Below are 13,692 nucleotides of genomic sequence, written 5' to 3' on the forward strand. Positions count from 1 at the left end.
GAGGAGCGCCCGGCTCGTGCTAGAGATCGGGCACAGCCATCAGGTCAGACGATGATTCCCTTCCAAGCGCCCGCCTATGTGGGCCCTCCGCCGCGCCATTTTGCGCTTCGCATTGCTTTGCTCTTCTGTGCGCCGCTGATCGTCAACGGCTTCGCGATGCCATATTTCCCGATGTGGCTGAGCACGCTGTCGATGAGCGACTTCGAGATCGGCGTCGTTCTGGCGTTGCCGATGTTCGTGCGCGTCATCACGGCGCCGATCGCCGGCGTCATTGCCGATAGGCTCGGCGAGCGGGCGATCGTCCTGATCTGGTCCGGTTTCCTGTCGCTCGCAACGGCCGTGGTTCTGTTCTATTTCCGCGAATTCTGGCCGGTGCTGCTGATCTATACGCTGCAGTCGGCCGTCTATTCTCCCTATGTGCCGATCGTCGAGGCGATCGCGCTTTCAGGCGTGCGGCGCTGGGGCTTCGACTACGCCCATATGCGGCTCTGGGGCTCGGTCGCCTTCATCGGCGCGACGATGCTCGGCGGCTGGATGGTGGGCATCTTCGGCAGCGACATGGTGCTGCCGGCGATGGCGATCGGCTTCGGCCTGACGATCATCATGGCCTATGCCGCGCCACGGGTCGGCAAGCCGAGGCGGCCGTCACCGATCACGGCATTGACGGAGCCGCCGCCGAAGTCGCTGCGGCAGCTCGACCTGCAGCTGCTTCTGATCGGGGTGACGCTGGTCAACGCCAGCCACGCGATGCTCTTTGCCTTCTCGGCGATCTATTGGCAGCACATCGGCTACAGCGGTACCGAGATCGGCCTGCTCTGGAGCGCGGGCGTCGCGGCGGAAGTGACGATGTTCATCTTCGCCAAGGCGATCAGCCGCCGTTTCAGCGTCTGGGTGATGATCCTGTCCGGCTGCTTTCTCGCCGTGGTGCGCTGGATCATCTTCCCGATGGATCTCGGCTTCAGCGGCTATTTCATCCTGCAGTGCTTCCACGCTTTCACCTATGCGATCATGCACACCGGCATGCAGCACAAGCTGGTCGAGCGGGTGGTGGAATCACAGGAAGCGTCGGCGCAGGGGCTCTACTTCTTCTATACCGGTATCTTCACCGCGATCTTCACGTTCCTGTCCGGCTATTTCTACGCTTGGTACGGGGTGAACGGCTTCTATTCAATGTCGGTCGTCGCCTTTGCCGGCTGCTGCTTTGCCGTCACCGCCTGGTATCTTCAACCCCAGAGGCGCGGCTCCGGCGGGAAGACAAGCGAGGCCTCGTAGCGCAGGCCGGGCTCGCGATCCTGCGCCAGCAGCAGCGGCCCGTCGAGATCGACGAAATCCGCGCCTTGCGCCACCAGGATCGCCGGCGCCATCGCGAGCGAACTGCCGACCATGCAGCCGACCATGACCTTGAGCCCGAGCGAGACCGCCTCATCGCGCATGCGCAGTGCCTCGGTCAGGCCGCCGGTCTTGTCGAGCTTGATGTTGACGGCGTCGTAACGCCCGACGAGAGCGGCGAGGTCGCCGGTCGCGTGCACGCTTTCATCAGCGCAGATCGGAACGGGACGGGCGATCGTTGCCAACGCCTCGTCGCGGCCGGCGGGAAGCGGCTGCTCGATCAGGTCGATCCGTTCCTCGGCGCAGATCGCAAAGTGATAGGCAAGCGTTTCGGGCGTCCAGCCCTCGTTGGCGTCGAGGATGATGCGGCTTTCCGGTGCGCCGGCGCGCACCGCACGGATGCGGGCAGCATCATCCGACGTGCCGACCTTGACCTTGAGGAGCGCGCGGTGGGCATATTTGGCGGCCTGCTCGCGCATCGCGTCGGGCTCGGCAAGCGAAAGCGTATAGGCCGTGGTCAATGCTTCCGGTGAAGAAATGCCGGCAAGAACATGGGCCGACTTGTTTTTCTGCTTTGCTTCCAGATCCCACAGCGCGCAATCGACGGCGTTGCGGGCAGCACCCGGCTTCATCTCGCGCTGCAGGTCGGCGCGGCTGAGCCCGGCCTCGATGTGGTGGCGGATGGCGGCGATTTCGGCGAGCACCGTGTCGATTGTCTCGCCGTAGCGGCCGTAGGGAACGCATTCGCCGGAGCCCGTATGGACATCGTCTGCGATGCGGCAAGTGACGACGCTTGCCGTCGTCTTGGAGCCGCGCGAGATCGTAAACGTGCCCGCAATCGGGAAATGTTCCACGGTGGCATCGAGGGAAAGTGACATGAAAGCGTCTCCGGCAGGTAATCTGTTGGCCCGGCGTCATAGCGCCGCAACGTTCGGGTGACAGCAAAGGTGCGAGCCGTTATGACGGTGGAAGGATTTACGAATCTTTACACAGTCGTTGCCTCCGGTCGGACGCGCAACAGTCGTGGTAACACTTTAGGTCTGCTGCACAATCTTGTCCTCAAATCTATCGAGATTGGACGAGTTTTGCAGAGGCAAATCGGGATAACAGAAGACACGTGTCGCAAGCCGCCCGCAAGATGACCGCCGATGTCGCGCTGTCCGAGAGTGGCGGCGGGCGAAGCTATGTCTTCACCGGCACCTGGCGGCACGAGACGGCCGAAGCGATGGCGGCAAAGCTCGACGGCCTTGCGCGCAAGGGCGACGGGGCCGCGCAGTTCGATCTGTCCGGCGTGACGGCGATGGATACCGCAGGCGCCTGGATCATCCGCCGCTTCATGACCCGTGTCGTCGGCCCGTCGCGCGACAACGTTCACTTCGCCGAAGGCGGACAGCGCTATGTCGAGCTGATCGACGCCCTGCCGGCTGAACTGCGTTCGCCGGAAAAGAACGGCGAACGGCTGCCGCTGTTTCAGCGCATCTTCGCCCCGGTCGGCGAGGTCATGGCGGCGACGTGGGAAGATATCGTCGCTGCGATGTACATCCTGGGGTCCGCGGTGCGCGGCGCCCAGCTTAAGCTTGGACGGCACAGCGGCGTCTCGCCGGCGGCGATCGTTCACCAGATCGACCGCATGGGCGTGAAGGCAGTGCCGATCATCACGCTGATGTCGTTCCTGATCGGCGCCATCATCGCTCAGCAGGGCGCGTTCCAGCTGCGCTATTTCGGCGCCGAGGTCTTCGTCGTCGATCTCGTCGGCATCCTGCAGCTCCGTGAAATCGGGGTGCTGCTGACCGCGATCATGATCGCTGGCCGCTCCGGCAGCGCGATCACCGCCGAAATCGGCTCGATGAAGATGCGTGAAGAGGTGGATGCGCTGAAGGTGATGGGGCTGAGCCCGGTCGGCGTACTCGTATTTCCGCGCCTCGTGGCGCTGACCGTCGCGCTGCCGCTCTTGACGATCATCGCAAACTTCGCGGCGCTCGTCGGTGCGGCGCTCGTTGCCTGGGGCTATTCCGGCATCACGATCCCAACCTTCCTCGCCCGATTGCAGGAAGCCATCGATTTTTCGTCGATCGCCGCCGGCATGATCAAGGCGCCGTTCATGGCGCTCATCATCGGGGTCGTGGCAGCCGTCGAGGGCTTGAAGGTTGGCGGCAGCGCGGAGTCGCTCGGCCGCCACGTGACGTCTTCAGTGGTCAAGTCGATCTTCGTCGTGATCCTGATCGACGGGCTCTTCGCCATGTTCTACGCGGCCATTGATTTCTGATGCGGAGAACAGCGTGAACCCAATCGAAAAGAGTCACGAGGGGTACCAGCCGACCGAGGCGAACGGGCGCGAGCCCGTGCTTTCCGTTCGCGACCTGACGGTCGGTTTCGGCTCCAACATCGTGCTCGACAAGCTGAACCTCGAGATCTACCGCGGCGAAATCCTCGGCTTCGTCGGAGCGTCCGGCACCGGCAAGTCGGTGCTGATGCGCACGGTTCTGAGGTTGCTTGCGAAGCGGTCCGGCAAGATCGAAATCCTTGGCGCGGACTACGACAACATCACCGAGGGCGAACGCATCGCGCTCGACATGCGTCTTGGCGTTCTCTTCCAGCACGGAGCGCTGTTTTCGGCGCTGACGGTGCGCGAGAACATCCAGGTGCCCATGCGCGAATATCTCGACCTGCCGCAGAGCCTCATGGACGAGCTGGCGCGGGTGAAGATCGAGCTGGTCGGCCTTGCGCCGGAGGCGGCGGAAAAGTACCCGTCGGAGCTTTCGGGCGGCATGATCAAGCGCGCCGCACTTGCGCGCGCGCTGGCGCTCGATCCGGACCTGGTCTTCCTCGACGAGCCGACCTCGGGGCTCGATCCGATCGGGGCGGCGGAGTTCGACGAGTTGATCGCCAAGCTGCGCGACACGCTGGGATTGACCGTGTATATGGTGACTCACGACCTCGACAGCCTCTTTTCGGTCTGCGACCGCATCGCGGTTCTCGGCAAGAAGAAGGTCCTGGTCGAAGGCACGGTGGAAGACATGCTGGCCTGCGACGATCCGTGGGTGCAGTCCTATTTCCGTGGCAAGCGGGCACGATCGATCGTGCGGAACGATCAATGAATCTTGAGAAGCCGATTTTGATGCCCAGGCGTCGAGATCGGAGGTAGAGCCGGTGAAGCGGCCACGAAGGTAGTCGGTACGAATGGAAACGAAAGCGAACTACGCCATTGTCGGTTTCTTCACGGTGTTCGTGGTCGCAGCCGCATTCGGCTTCGTCTACTGGATGTCGCAGTATGGCCGTAGCGGCGAGATGATCGAGCTGGTGGTCAACATTCCGGGGTCGGCCAACGGCCTTTCGGTCGGCTCTCCGGTGCGCTTCAACGGCATTCCCGTCGGCACGGTTCGCAACCTCGCGATCGATGCCAACGATCCGCGTTATTCGATCGCGCTGACCGAGGTTTCGGTCGACGCGCCGGTGCTCAAGTCGACCAAGGCGACGCTGGAAGTGCAAGGCCTGACCGGTGCGGCCTATATCGAACTCAGCGGTGGCCACAAGGGCGACGAAAACATCCTGAAGACTGCGATCGAGAAGGGTACGCAGGCGCGTATCCTTGCGGACCAGTCGAGCGTCACCAGCCTGCTCGCGACGGCCGACCAGATTATGGACCGCGCCAACAGCGCCATCACCGACATCCAGGGCTTCGTCACTGACGTGCGCGGTCCGCTGACCAAGACGATCGGCAATGCCGAGACGTTTTCGAATGCGCTCGCGAACAATTCCGGCGCGATCGATGACTTCCTGAAGAGCGTGACGGAACTCTCCGGTTCGGTGAGTGCTGCGTCCAAGAAGCTCGATTCGACTCTGGAATCTGCCGAAACTCTGGTGAAATCGGTGGATCCGAAGAAGATCGATCAGATCGTCTCGAACGTCGAGCAGATCAGCACCGACCTGAAGGCTGCCTCGGGCGGCGTTTCCGAAACCATCGCTGCCTTCCGGCGCACGGTCGAAACCTACGAGCAATTCGGCAAGAACGCCCAGAAGACGCTGGAGCGGGTCGATACGCTGGTCGCCTCGGTCGACAAGCAGAAGGTGGAGCTCGTCGTCAACGACATCACAGCGGCGACGGCGGACGCCCGCAAGACGGTGGCCAACATCTCGCAGTTCGCCGACAAGATCACGGCGCGCCAGCAGGACATCGACCGCACGATCACCGACGTCACGCAGCTGGCAAGCAAGTTGAACGCTTCGGCCAACCGGGTCGACAGCATTCTCGTGAAGGTCGACGGTTTCCTCGGCGATGCGGACGCGCCGTCGCTTTCGGCTGACGCCCGCGCGACGCTCGCCTCGTTCCGCAAGATGGCGGACAATCTGAACGCCCAGATCGGCCCGATTGCGGAGAACCTCAAGCGCTTCTCGAATTCGGGGCTGCGCGACGTCGAGGCGCTCGTCACAGATACGCGCCGCACGGTGCAGAGCCTCGAGAACACGATCTCGACGTTCGACAAGGATCCGCAACGCCTTCTCTTTGGCGGCGAGACGGTAAAGCAATATGATGGCCGCACCCGACGCTGAGTCGGTGGGCACAGCCGGCGTGGGGCCGGGTGGTGTGTTTCGATCGGGAATGCGCCGAAGTTGTGTGGGACAAAGGTAACGGCAGTATGAGTTTTCCAGGGCTGGTGGGCGTGCGAGTAGCGGGAGCGTGGCGCTCCGCCCTGATGATCATGCTGGCAGCAGGACTTGCTGGCTGCGGTACCAAAGCGGCCAACGACACCTACAGTCTTTCGGCGAGGCCAGCCGTCGAAGGTCGCGCATCGACCGGCAAGCAGATCCTCGTGCCGGAGCCGACGGCTCTGAAGGCACTCGACAGCGATCAGGTCGTCATCCGTCTCTCCGGCGCGGAACTGCAATATCTCGCCAAGGCTCAGTGGAGCGACCGCCTGCCGAAGCTGGTACAGGCGAAGCTCGTGCAGGCCTTCGAGGACACAGGCAAGATCGGCGGCGTCGGCAAGCCCGGCCAGGGCCTGGCGATCGACTACCAGGTCATCACCGAAATCCGCGCCTTCGAGGTTTCGACCGAGGGCGCCGACGCGGCCAATGTCGAAATCTTCGCCAAGATCCTCAACGATCGCAACGGCACGGTGCTGGCGCAAAAGGCGTTTCGCGCCACGGCCGCAGTCAAGGGCACGGGCAACACGGCCTTCATCAAGGCCATGGATCAGGCCTTCGCCAGTGTTTCGGCAGAAATCGTCAGCTGGACGCTCGGCTCCATCTGAGGAACCGAGGACGCTTCTATCTTGCGGTGACCGTCTCGATCCGGTTGATCACTTCCGCGACGCCTTGCACCTGTTTTGCTGCCTCTTCGGCGCGGAAAACTTCGCCTTCGGTCGCCACGAAACCGGCAAGCACAATGGTGTTGCCTTTGGCGGTAACAGTGACATCGGCTGCATCGAGGCCGGGCGTGACCGCCAGGAGATGGGCGACGCGGCGCTCCAGTTCGGCCGGGTGATCGGCCACCTGCCGCTCCGGTTCATCGCCGTAAAATGTCCGTTTCTTGAAGATCATTGTTTTCACCTCGCTCGACGAAGGTGAAACGCCTGATAGCGGGCTTTGTTCGCCTGTTTCATTCGAAACAGCGGGGTGGGACTGATCCGTGCGATGGCTCGTGTCAGGCGACGGGCGGCTCCGTCGCGGTCGGATTACACGGGGATATACAAAATGCGCAGTTCTTGCTTCGCCATCGCTCTGGCGACGACGATGGCACTTGCCTTGGCCATGCCGGCGAAGGCCGCGAACTATAGCTACGGCTGCAAACCGAGTTGCGTCGTCAAAACGGAACGGGCTTATGGCGCCGACGGTAAGGTCTTCTGGAAGAAGGTGCGGATCTGCAAGTGACGTCAGGGAAGGTCCAAAGATCTTCGTTCGGAACGACCGTGGTGAGTGAGCCACTCATAGGTTCGGACACGCTGTGAATGGTCCGGAGAGAAGCGCATCTGCGCGGTGCGAGCGCTTCTCTCTGCCTGTCTAAGCTGCTGAGTTTACGGCCAGCGGACGACCGGGGGCAGGGACGACAGGATCGACTCGACATTGCCGCCGGTCTTTAGGCCGAAGATGGTGCCGCGATCGTAGAGCAGGTTGAACTCGACATAGCGGCCGCGGCGCACCAGCTGTTCGTCGCGGTCGTTTTCGGTCCAGGGCGCATTGAAATTGGTGCGCACGATCTTCGGATAGACGATGGCGAACGCCTTGCCGACATCACGGGTGAAGGCGAAATCGGCGTCCCAGCCGCCTTGCTCTTCCGAGGAATGCAGCCAGTCGTAGAAGATGCCACCGGTTCCGCGCGCCTCGTTTCGATGGGGCAGAAAGAAGTAGTCGTCGCACCACTTCTTGAACTTGGCATGGTCGGCGACCGCATGGCGCCCGCAAGTGATCTCCATCGCGCGGTGGAAGAGCTGCGTGTCGGGATCCGTCATGACGCGACGGCGATCGAGCACCGGAGTGAGGTCGGCGCCGCCGCCGAACCAGTTGCTGGTCGTCACCACCATGCGGGTGTTCATGTGAACGGCCGGTACGTTGGGATTGACCGGATGGGCGATCAGCGAAATGCCCGAAGCCCAGAAACGGGGATCTTCGGCTGCACCCGGGATCTGGCTGCGGAATTCGGGCGAGAACTCGCCGTAGACGGTCGAGGTGTGCACGCCGACCTTTTCGAAGACGCGGCCTTCCATCATCGACATGCGGCCACCGCCGCCCTTGCCATCCTCACGGCTCCAGTCCTTGGCAACGAAGCGGCCGGGGGCGCGGTCAGATAGCGGCCCGGTCAGCTCATCCTCCACCGCCTCGAAGGCGGCGCAGATGGTGTCGCGCAGCCCTTCGAACCATGCACGCGCCTCCGCCTTCTTATCTTCGATGTCTGCGGGGAGCCCCTGGGGTAGCTGCGGTCGTTCCATGAGATTACGTCCTGTTGGCGGGATTTTCCGATGAGATGCCGCCGATTCGATTGAAGTCGCCACAGTTCACACTTTGGCGCTGATGGCAACGGCGGTCCAGCGCTTCGGCCACTCGGTCGCGGCGTGTCCTTGGCCCCGGCGAAACCGCCTACACAAAGCTCTGGCAAAGGCAGGCTTGCCTCACTATCTTACAATCCAGAGGTATAGCCCATGGCAAGAATACCTGCAGGCCCGCCGCTCGATGGATTGCGGCGGCAGATCGCCCGGCATCGCCGGGACAATCCGACACGAGGCGACGGCCTTTTCGTGCGGGAAACCTTTCGGCTCGATCGCAGTGCTGCCCGTGCAAAAGCGCGGGAATGGTTCGATACCTGGCCGAAGGCCGCCTACTGGACCGAGGTGGAAAGCTGGCGCCAGCTCGAGGGCGACGAGATCGAGTTTACGATGCGCCGCCTGCCGACCGCGGATTGATCCATCGCCCCTGCCGCTTTTTCTGAGATCACCGGTCACGTCAACAAACGCGTCAGATTCCCTGCCGTGCCGAGGTAGCACAGCGCTCAACCTCGATTTCGATCCTGAAAGAAAATCAGAGTTTTTCCGAGAAGAATCAATAGATTAATGATGGCTATCAGCCCGAGTATCACGGTCCCCAGGGCAAGCGCCAGGAATGTATTGACGACGCATTGCTGATCCCCTGCGGCGCATGCGCGATCGTCAAGATAATAGAACCATGAGAACAGGATGAGAGCGAGAAGAGGAAGGACTATCGCAACTCGACCTCTTAGTTCTGACTTCATCTTCTTTTCCGCACAATGACCATGCGTAGGCACCTTTGGTCGTGGCGGCCGCTCAAGGGTGGCTGTCTTCATCCATGAGCCTTGGGCCGGCGCCTTCCATCGACAGCACGTCGTGCGGATTGCGCAGAGGACATTCGCGCAGCGACAGGCAGCCGCAGCCGATGCAGCTCGTCAGATGGTCGCGCAACGCCATCAGGCTGGCGATGCGTTCGTTCAGCTGTTCGCGCCAGTTTTCGGACAATCTGCCCCAATCCTCGACCGTCAGCGGACGATCGTCCGGCAAAACCGACAAAGCGTCCTGGATTTCCGACAATGGAATGCCGGTGCGCTGCGCCACCTTGATGACGGCGACGCGCCTGAGCACGCCGCGCGGATAGCGGCGCTGGTTGCCGCGGGTGCGGTTGCTGCGGATCAGCCCCTTGGCCTCGTAGAAATGCAGGGTGGAGACGGCGACGCCGCTGCGCTCCGCCACTTCGCCCACGGTCAGTTCGCGGCGCAATTCGCTTTGTTTCACAATCGTCATAACGGCTATTGACCTCAACTAATCTTGAGGTTTTATAGCATTGGCTCCATGACTGAGACAACAGGAGCTTGATCCCCATGACTGAGAAAATGACCCTCGCCGTGATCTATGGCAGCGCGCGGCAGGGTCGCTTCTGCGACACAGTCGCCAATTGGCTGATCCGGGAACTATCGGCTTCCGACACCTTCTCCCTGACGATTATCGACCCGGCGCGGCTCAGAACGTCGCGCGGCCTTGGCGCGGCGGTCAATCCCGGCGAATGGCTGGAGCGCAAGATCGCCGAGGCGGATGCCTTCATCGTCGTTACGCCCGAATACAACCACGGCTACCCGGCGGCGCTGAAGGAACTGATCGACTCTGTCTACGAGCCCTGGCACGCAAAGCCGGTCGCCTTCGTCTCTTACGGCGGCGCCTCGGGCGGCATTCGCGCGGTCGAGCAATTGCGCCAGGTGTTTGGAGAGTTGCACACGGTGACACTGCGCGACGGCGTGGCCTTCCCGAAGGCGTGGTCGAAGTTCGATGCTGCCGGCAACCTCTATAAACCGGAGGAGCTCCGCGCGCCGCTGTTTTTGATGATGGATCGCCTGACCTGGTGGGCGCGGGTGCTGAAGCAGGCGCGCAAGAGCAAACCTTACAACGAAGTCGCGGCGTAACGTTGGAGACGAGGGCTCTCGGCCGGGCCCTCAAAGGCTCGGCCTGCCGCCAAGGAGACGGCTATGGAGACGGTATCAAATCGGCGAAACCTGCCGGATCGCTTCGCCCGCAATCATCGCGGCGGAGATCGCGATGTTCAGCGAGCGCTGGCCGTCGGCCATCGGAATGAGGATGCGGCCATCGGCGCGCTCGTGCACGTGATCGGGCACGCCGGCGCTTTCCCGCCCGAAAAGCAGGATGTCGTCTGGGCGGAAATCATAGCGCGTATAGGGCAGGGCAGCCTTGGTGGAGGCGAGCACCAGCCGACGTCCGCTCGCCGAGCGCCACTCTTCGAAGCGCTCCCAGCTGACGTGACGAGTGAGCGCCACCGACGCGATGTAGTCCATGCCGGCGCGCTTCAGGTTTCGGTCGGAGAGGTCGAAGCCGGCCGGCTCGATCACATCGACCGAAAGCCCGAGACAGGCGGCCATGCGCAGGATCGTGCCGGTATTGCCGGGAATATCGGGCTGGTAAAGGGCGATGCGCAGATTGCTCACGTCAGGTTACTCGTTTCCGGGGGCGTTGCGCCGCGTATCGAAATCCGCAGCCAGGATGCCCATCATGATGTCGTCGTGCCACTCACCGTCGATCAGCGCCGATTCGCGTTCGCGGCCCTCGATCGAGAAACCGGACTTGAGATAGGCCGTAATCGCCCGCTCGTTGAAGGCGAGGACCCTCAGCGAGACCCGATGAAGGGCAAGTTCGTCGAAGGCATAGGCCAATACCCGCTTGATGACCGCCGTGCCAAGACCCTTGCCAAGGCGATCCGGATCGAAAATGCCGATGGCGAAGTTCGCGCGGCGATCGGCGCGGTTGATGTTGTCGAGCCGCACTTCGCCGACGAGGCCGTCCTGATCGATGATCCAGGCGGCCGGATGTTCGGCGATGCGCGTTACCCAGGCGGCCGCTTCACCGTGGCCGAAGAGGCCGGGAAACGACCTGCCCGCACCGAACATCCGGTAGATATCCGGATGGCGGCCGAGCCTCAGGCGCGCGTCTGCGTCACCCTCGCGGGGGCGCCGCAGGAGAAAGCCGACACTTTGAAGGTCAGGAGGCGTGTCCGATGAAGCGATCATCCTTGTTCTCCGCTGCGAAACGTCCGGCGCTGCTTGCTTTTGAGGTCGCTCATATTGCCTGCGCTAATCTGTGCCGAAACGGCAACAGCGGTCGGAGCGATGAAAAATTGGGCAAGAAAGTGCCTGCGACAATCTGGCATGCGAGCGCGAATAAGGGTAGAGATCGGACCTCTTCAACGCGAACCGACGGAGGCAAACATGAATGTATTGATGTTGACACGCCTTCCTGGAGTAGTGGGCCACCGTTTGGCCTGACCGGTTCCGCGACCTATCTTTTAACCGAGATCGACGCGCTTCCGGGACTCCGGAAGACGAAGCCCTTTTCGGGCTGCATTTCCGGACTGACTTTTTCATCATAAGAATGCGGGGCGAAATCCCGCTTTCCTTCAAAATACTCTGAAGGAGCAATGTTATGTTTGGCTGGTTTGAATCCCGCCTCAATCCCTATCCGCCGGAGGAGCCGACGGTTCCGCCGAAGACTCTGTTCGGCTTCTGCTGGCACTACTCCAAGCCGGCTGCGCCGTGGCTCATCATCATGTCCGTCTGTACGGCGCTGATCGCCATTGGCGAAGTGGCGCTGTTCCAGTTCCTCGGCAACATGGTGGACTGGCTGTCGAGCGCCGACCGCGAGAGCTTCCTCGCCGCCGAAAGCGGACGGCTGTTCTGGATGGGTGCACTCGTCCTCATCGGCCTGCCGGGCCTCGTGGCGATCGATTCGCTGATCATGCATCAGGTGCTGCTCGGCAACTATCCGATGATCGCCCGCTGGCAGATGCACCGCTACCTGCTGCGCCAGAGCATGACCTTCTTTGCCAACGAGTTCGCCGGACGCGTGGCAACGAAAGTCATGCAGACGTCACTAGCCGTGCGCGAAACCGTGATGAAGATCCTCGACGTCTTCGTCTATGTCGTCAGCTACTTCGTCACGATGCTCGCCGTCGTCGCCACCGCCGACTGGCGGCTGGTGATCCCGCTCGGCATCTGGCTGGCGATCTACATCTGCATCGTCAGCTATTTTGTGCCGCGGCTGCAGAAGATCTCCAAGGAGCAGGCGGACGCGCGCTCGATGATGACCGGCCGGATCGTCGACAGCTACACCAATATCGGTACGGTCAAGCTGTTCTCGCATGCCGGCCGCGAGGAAGGCTATGCGCGCGACGGCATGGACGGCTTCCTCGACACCGTGCATCGTCAGATGCGCAAGGTGACGCTGTTCCACGTGCTGGTCTATGCCAACAACAGTATCGCGCTCTTTGCGATCGCAGCGCTTGGCATCCATCTGTGGCTGACGAGTGCGATCTCCGTCGGCGCGATCGCGATCGCCGTCGGCCTTGCGATGCGCATCAACGGCATGTCGCAGTGGATCATGTGGGAAGTCTCGGCGCTGTTCGAGAATATCGGCACGGTCTATGACGGCATCGGCATGATGACCAAGGCGCACGACATCGTCGACGAGCCGGACGCCAAGGCGCTGACAGCGGACAAGGGGGCGATTGCCTTCGACAACATCCGCTTCCACTACGGCAAGGCCAAGGGCGTCATCGATCACCTGTCGCTCGACATCAAGCCGGGTGAGAAGATCGGCCTCGTCGGTCGCTCGGGTGCGGGCAAGACGACGCTGATGAACCTGCTGTTGCGCTTCTACGACCTGGAGGACGGCGCGATACGGATCGACGGTAAGGATATCTCCACCGTCACGCAGGACAGCCTGCGCTCCCAGATCGGCGTTGTGACGCAAGACACCTCGCTCTTGCACCGCTCCATTCGCGACAACATCGCCTATGGCCATCCGGAAGCGGACGACGAGGCGATCATTGCGGCGGCCAAGAAGGCGAACGCCTGGGACTTCGTCCAGGGGCTCGAGGACAACCAGGGCCGCAAGGGCCTGGACGCCCAGGTCGGCGAACGCGGCGTCAAGCTCTCCGGCGGCCAGCGCCAGCGTATCGCGATCGCGCGCGTGTTCTTGAAGGACGCGCCGATCCTGATCCTCGACGAGGCGACCTCGGCGCTCGATTCCGAAGTCGAACAGGCGATCCAGGAGAACCTGTTCGCGCTGATGGCCGGCAAGACGGTGATCGCGATCGCCCACCGCCTGTCGACGCTGACGGAGATGGACCGGCTGGTGATCCTCGAGGCCGGCCGCATCGTCGAGACCGGCTCGCATGCCGAGCTCGTTGCCCATGGCGGTCTCTACGCCGACCTCTGGTCTCGCCAATCGGGTGGCTTCATCGCCGACGACGTCGAGAAGGAAGAGGCCGCAGAGTAAGCAACCTGAGGCCCGCCGTTCGAAAGAGCGGCGGGCCTCTTTGTTAGACGTTACGCATTTGTAATCTGCAATTGTGTCGAAA

Annotated in this window: 16 protein-coding genes; 9 read left to right on the plus strand and 7 right to left on the minus strand. The window is 62.3% G+C overall.

The features are described 5' to 3' along the window. The first annotated feature begins 51 nt into the window (after positions 1 to 51). Positions 52 to 1,272, plus strand: coding sequence for an MFS transporter (locus IB262_RS03855; protein WP_060520705.1), 1,221 nt, complete (start codon positions 52 to 54; stop codon positions 1,270 to 1,272). Here the strand turns inward: IB262_RS03855 and dgcA are convergent. Then, on the minus strand, positions 1,224 to 2,207 hold the full coding sequence (gene dgcA, locus IB262_RS03860) for an N-acetyl-D-Glu racemase DgcA (RefSeq protein ID WP_112976765.1): 984 nt from the start codon (positions 2,205 to 2,207) through the stop codon (positions 1,224 to 1,226). The genes IB262_RS03855 and dgcA overlap by 49 nt on opposite strands. A gap of 239 nt (positions 2,208 to 2,446) precedes the next feature. Between dgcA and IB262_RS03865 the strand changes: the two genes are divergently transcribed. The 4 genes from IB262_RS03865 (at position 2,447) to IB262_RS03880 (ending at position 6,581) form a co-directional block, all read left to right on the plus strand. After that, positions 2,447 to 3,595 (plus strand): ABC transporter permease, encoded by a 1,149-nt coding sequence (locus IB262_RS03865; RefSeq protein WP_034795042.1) that lies wholly within the window; start codon positions 2,447 to 2,449, stop codon positions 3,593 to 3,595. A gap of 22 nt (positions 3,596 to 3,617) precedes the next feature. Continuing rightward, on the plus strand, positions 3,618 to 4,427 hold the full coding sequence (locus IB262_RS03870; protein ID WP_112976797.1) for an ABC transporter ATP-binding protein: 810 nt from the start codon (positions 3,618 to 3,620) through the stop codon (positions 4,425 to 4,427). An 82-nt stretch (positions 4,428 to 4,509) separates the two neighbouring features. Next, positions 4,510 to 5,880: an MlaD family protein gene (locus IB262_RS03875; RefSeq protein ID WP_034795040.1), complete on the plus strand. Its 1,371-nt coding sequence runs from the start codon at positions 4,510 to 4,512 to the stop codon at positions 5,878 to 5,880. 86 nt (positions 5,881 to 5,966) lie between these two features. Continuing rightward, positions 5,967 to 6,581, plus strand: a complete 615-nt coding sequence (locus IB262_RS03880; RefSeq protein ID WP_112976764.1) for an ABC-type transport auxiliary lipoprotein family protein — start codon at positions 5,967 to 5,969, stop codon at positions 6,579 to 6,581. A gap of 16 nt (positions 6,582 to 6,597) precedes the next feature. Here the strand turns inward: IB262_RS03880 and IB262_RS03885 are convergent, their stop codons facing one another. Next, positions 6,598 to 6,870: a BON domain-containing protein gene (locus IB262_RS03885; RefSeq protein WP_060585030.1), complete on the minus strand. Its 273-nt coding sequence runs from the start codon at positions 6,868 to 6,870 to the stop codon at positions 6,598 to 6,600. Positions 6,871 to 7,023: 153 nt separating this feature from the next. Between IB262_RS03885 and IB262_RS03890 the strand changes: the two genes are divergently transcribed. Beyond that, the gene (locus IB262_RS03890; RefSeq protein WP_162728850.1) at positions 7,024 to 7,200 is read left to right on the plus strand and encodes a hypothetical protein; all 177 of its coding nucleotides are present in this window, start codon (positions 7,024 to 7,026) and stop codon (positions 7,198 to 7,200) included. A gap of 143 nt (positions 7,201 to 7,343) precedes the next feature. Here the strand turns inward: IB262_RS03890 and hemF are convergent, their stop codons facing one another. Beyond that, positions 7,344 to 8,255, minus strand: a complete 912-nt coding sequence (gene hemF, locus IB262_RS03895; protein WP_060585032.1) for an oxygen-dependent coproporphyrinogen oxidase — start codon at positions 8,253 to 8,255, stop codon at positions 7,344 to 7,346. Between the two features lie 210 nt (positions 8,256 to 8,465). On the opposite strand from hemF, the gene IB262_RS03900 reads away from it, so the two are divergent. Next, positions 8,466 to 8,726, plus strand: coding sequence for a hypothetical protein (locus IB262_RS03900; protein ID WP_060585034.1), 261 nt, complete (start codon positions 8,466 to 8,468; stop codon positions 8,724 to 8,726). Between the two features lie 86 nt (positions 8,727 to 8,812). Here the strand turns inward: IB262_RS03900 and IB262_RS03905 are convergent, their stop codons facing one another. Beyond that, positions 8,813 to 9,052 (minus strand): hypothetical protein, encoded by a 240-nt coding sequence (locus tag IB262_RS03905; protein ID WP_112976763.1) that lies wholly within the window; start codon positions 9,050 to 9,052, stop codon positions 8,813 to 8,815. A gap of 52 nt (positions 9,053 to 9,104) precedes the next feature. After that, positions 9,105 to 9,575 carry a redox-sensitive transcriptional activator SoxR gene (gene soxR / locus IB262_RS03910; protein ID WP_034795010.1) on the minus strand — a complete coding sequence of 157 codons (471 nt, stop codon included), beginning with the start codon at positions 9,573 to 9,575 and terminating at the stop codon, positions 9,105 to 9,107. A 77-nt stretch (positions 9,576 to 9,652) separates the two neighbouring features. Between soxR and IB262_RS03915 the strand changes: the two genes are divergently transcribed. Next, entirely contained in the window at positions 9,653 to 10,228 is a 576-nt protein-coding gene (locus tag IB262_RS03915) for an NADPH-dependent FMN reductase (protein ID WP_034795007.1), read from the plus strand. 75 nt (positions 10,229 to 10,303) lie between these two features. Here the strand turns inward: IB262_RS03915 and IB262_RS03920 are convergent, their stop codons facing one another. Together IB262_RS03920 and IB262_RS03925 are read right to left on the minus strand one after the other, a co-directional pair. After that, positions 10,304 to 10,765, minus strand: a complete 462-nt coding sequence (locus IB262_RS03920; protein WP_060585038.1) for a tRNA (cytidine(34)-2'-O)-methyltransferase — start codon at positions 10,763 to 10,765, stop codon at positions 10,304 to 10,306. A gap of 6 nt (positions 10,766 to 10,771) precedes the next feature. Then, positions 10,772 to 11,344 (minus strand): GNAT family protein, encoded by a 573-nt coding sequence (locus IB262_RS03925; RefSeq protein ID WP_112976762.1) that lies wholly within the window; start codon positions 11,342 to 11,344, stop codon positions 10,772 to 10,774. 412 nt (positions 11,345 to 11,756) lie between these two features. On the opposite strand from IB262_RS03925, the gene IB262_RS03930 reads away from it, so the two are divergent. Next, positions 11,757 to 13,610 (plus strand): ABC transporter ATP-binding protein, encoded by a 1,854-nt coding sequence (locus tag IB262_RS03930; RefSeq protein ID WP_060600799.1) that lies wholly within the window; start codon positions 11,757 to 11,759, stop codon positions 13,608 to 13,610. Positions 13,611 to 13,692 lie beyond the last annotated feature (82 nt).

The organism is Ensifer sp. ENS02 (genome assembly GCF_014851885.1).
Taxonomy (GTDB): Bacteria; Pseudomonadota; Alphaproteobacteria; order Rhizobiales; family Rhizobiaceae; genus Ensifer; species Ensifer adhaerens.

What these genes read in the sequence shown, in the direction of transcription:
- IB262_RS03855 (WP_060520705.1), top strand. Translation starts at nt 52, where the DNA reads ATGATTCCCTTCCAAGCGCCCGCCTATGTGGGCCCTCCGCCGCGCCAT.
- dgcA (WP_112976765.1), bottom strand. Translation starts at nt 2,207, where the DNA reads ATGTCACTTTCCCTCGATGCCACCGTGGAACATTTCCCGATTGCGGGC.
- IB262_RS03875 (WP_034795040.1), top strand. Translation starts at nt 4,510, where the DNA reads ATGGAAACGAAAGCGAACTACGCCATTGTCGGTTTCTTCACGGTGTTC.
- IB262_RS03880 (WP_112976764.1), top strand. Translation starts at nt 5,967, where the DNA reads ATGAGTTTTCCAGGGCTGGTGGGCGTGCGAGTAGCGGGAGCGTGGCGC.
- IB262_RS03885 (WP_060585030.1), bottom strand. Translation starts at nt 6,870, where the DNA reads ATGATCTTCAAGAAACGGACATTTTACGGCGATGAACCGGAGCGGCAG.
- IB262_RS03890 (WP_162728850.1), top strand. Translation starts at nt 7,024, where the DNA reads ATGCGCAGTTCTTGCTTCGCCATCGCTCTGGCGACGACGATGGCACTT.
- hemF (WP_060585032.1), bottom strand. Translation starts at nt 8,255, where the DNA reads ATGGAACGACCGCAGCTACCCCAGGGGCTCCCCGCAGACATCGAAGAT.
- IB262_RS03900 (WP_060585034.1), top strand. Translation starts at nt 8,466, where the DNA reads ATGGCAAGAATACCTGCAGGCCCGCCGCTCGATGGATTGCGGCGGCAG.
- IB262_RS03905 (WP_112976763.1), bottom strand. Translation starts at nt 9,052, where the DNA reads ATGAAGTCAGAACTAAGAGGTCGAGTTGCGATAGTCCTTCCTCTTCTC.
- soxR (WP_034795010.1), bottom strand. Translation starts at nt 9,575, where the DNA reads ATGACGATTGTGAAACAAAGCGAATTGCGCCGCGAACTGACCGTGGGC.
- IB262_RS03915 (WP_034795007.1), top strand. Translation starts at nt 9,653, where the DNA reads ATGACTGAGAAAATGACCCTCGCCGTGATCTATGGCAGCGCGCGGCAG.
- IB262_RS03925 (WP_112976762.1), bottom strand. Translation starts at nt 11,344, where the DNA reads ATGATCGCTTCATCGGACACGCCTCCTGACCTTCAAAGTGTCGGCTTT.
- IB262_RS03930 (WP_060600799.1), top strand. Translation starts at nt 11,757, where the DNA reads ATGTTTGGCTGGTTTGAATCCCGCCTCAATCCCTATCCGCCGGAGGAG.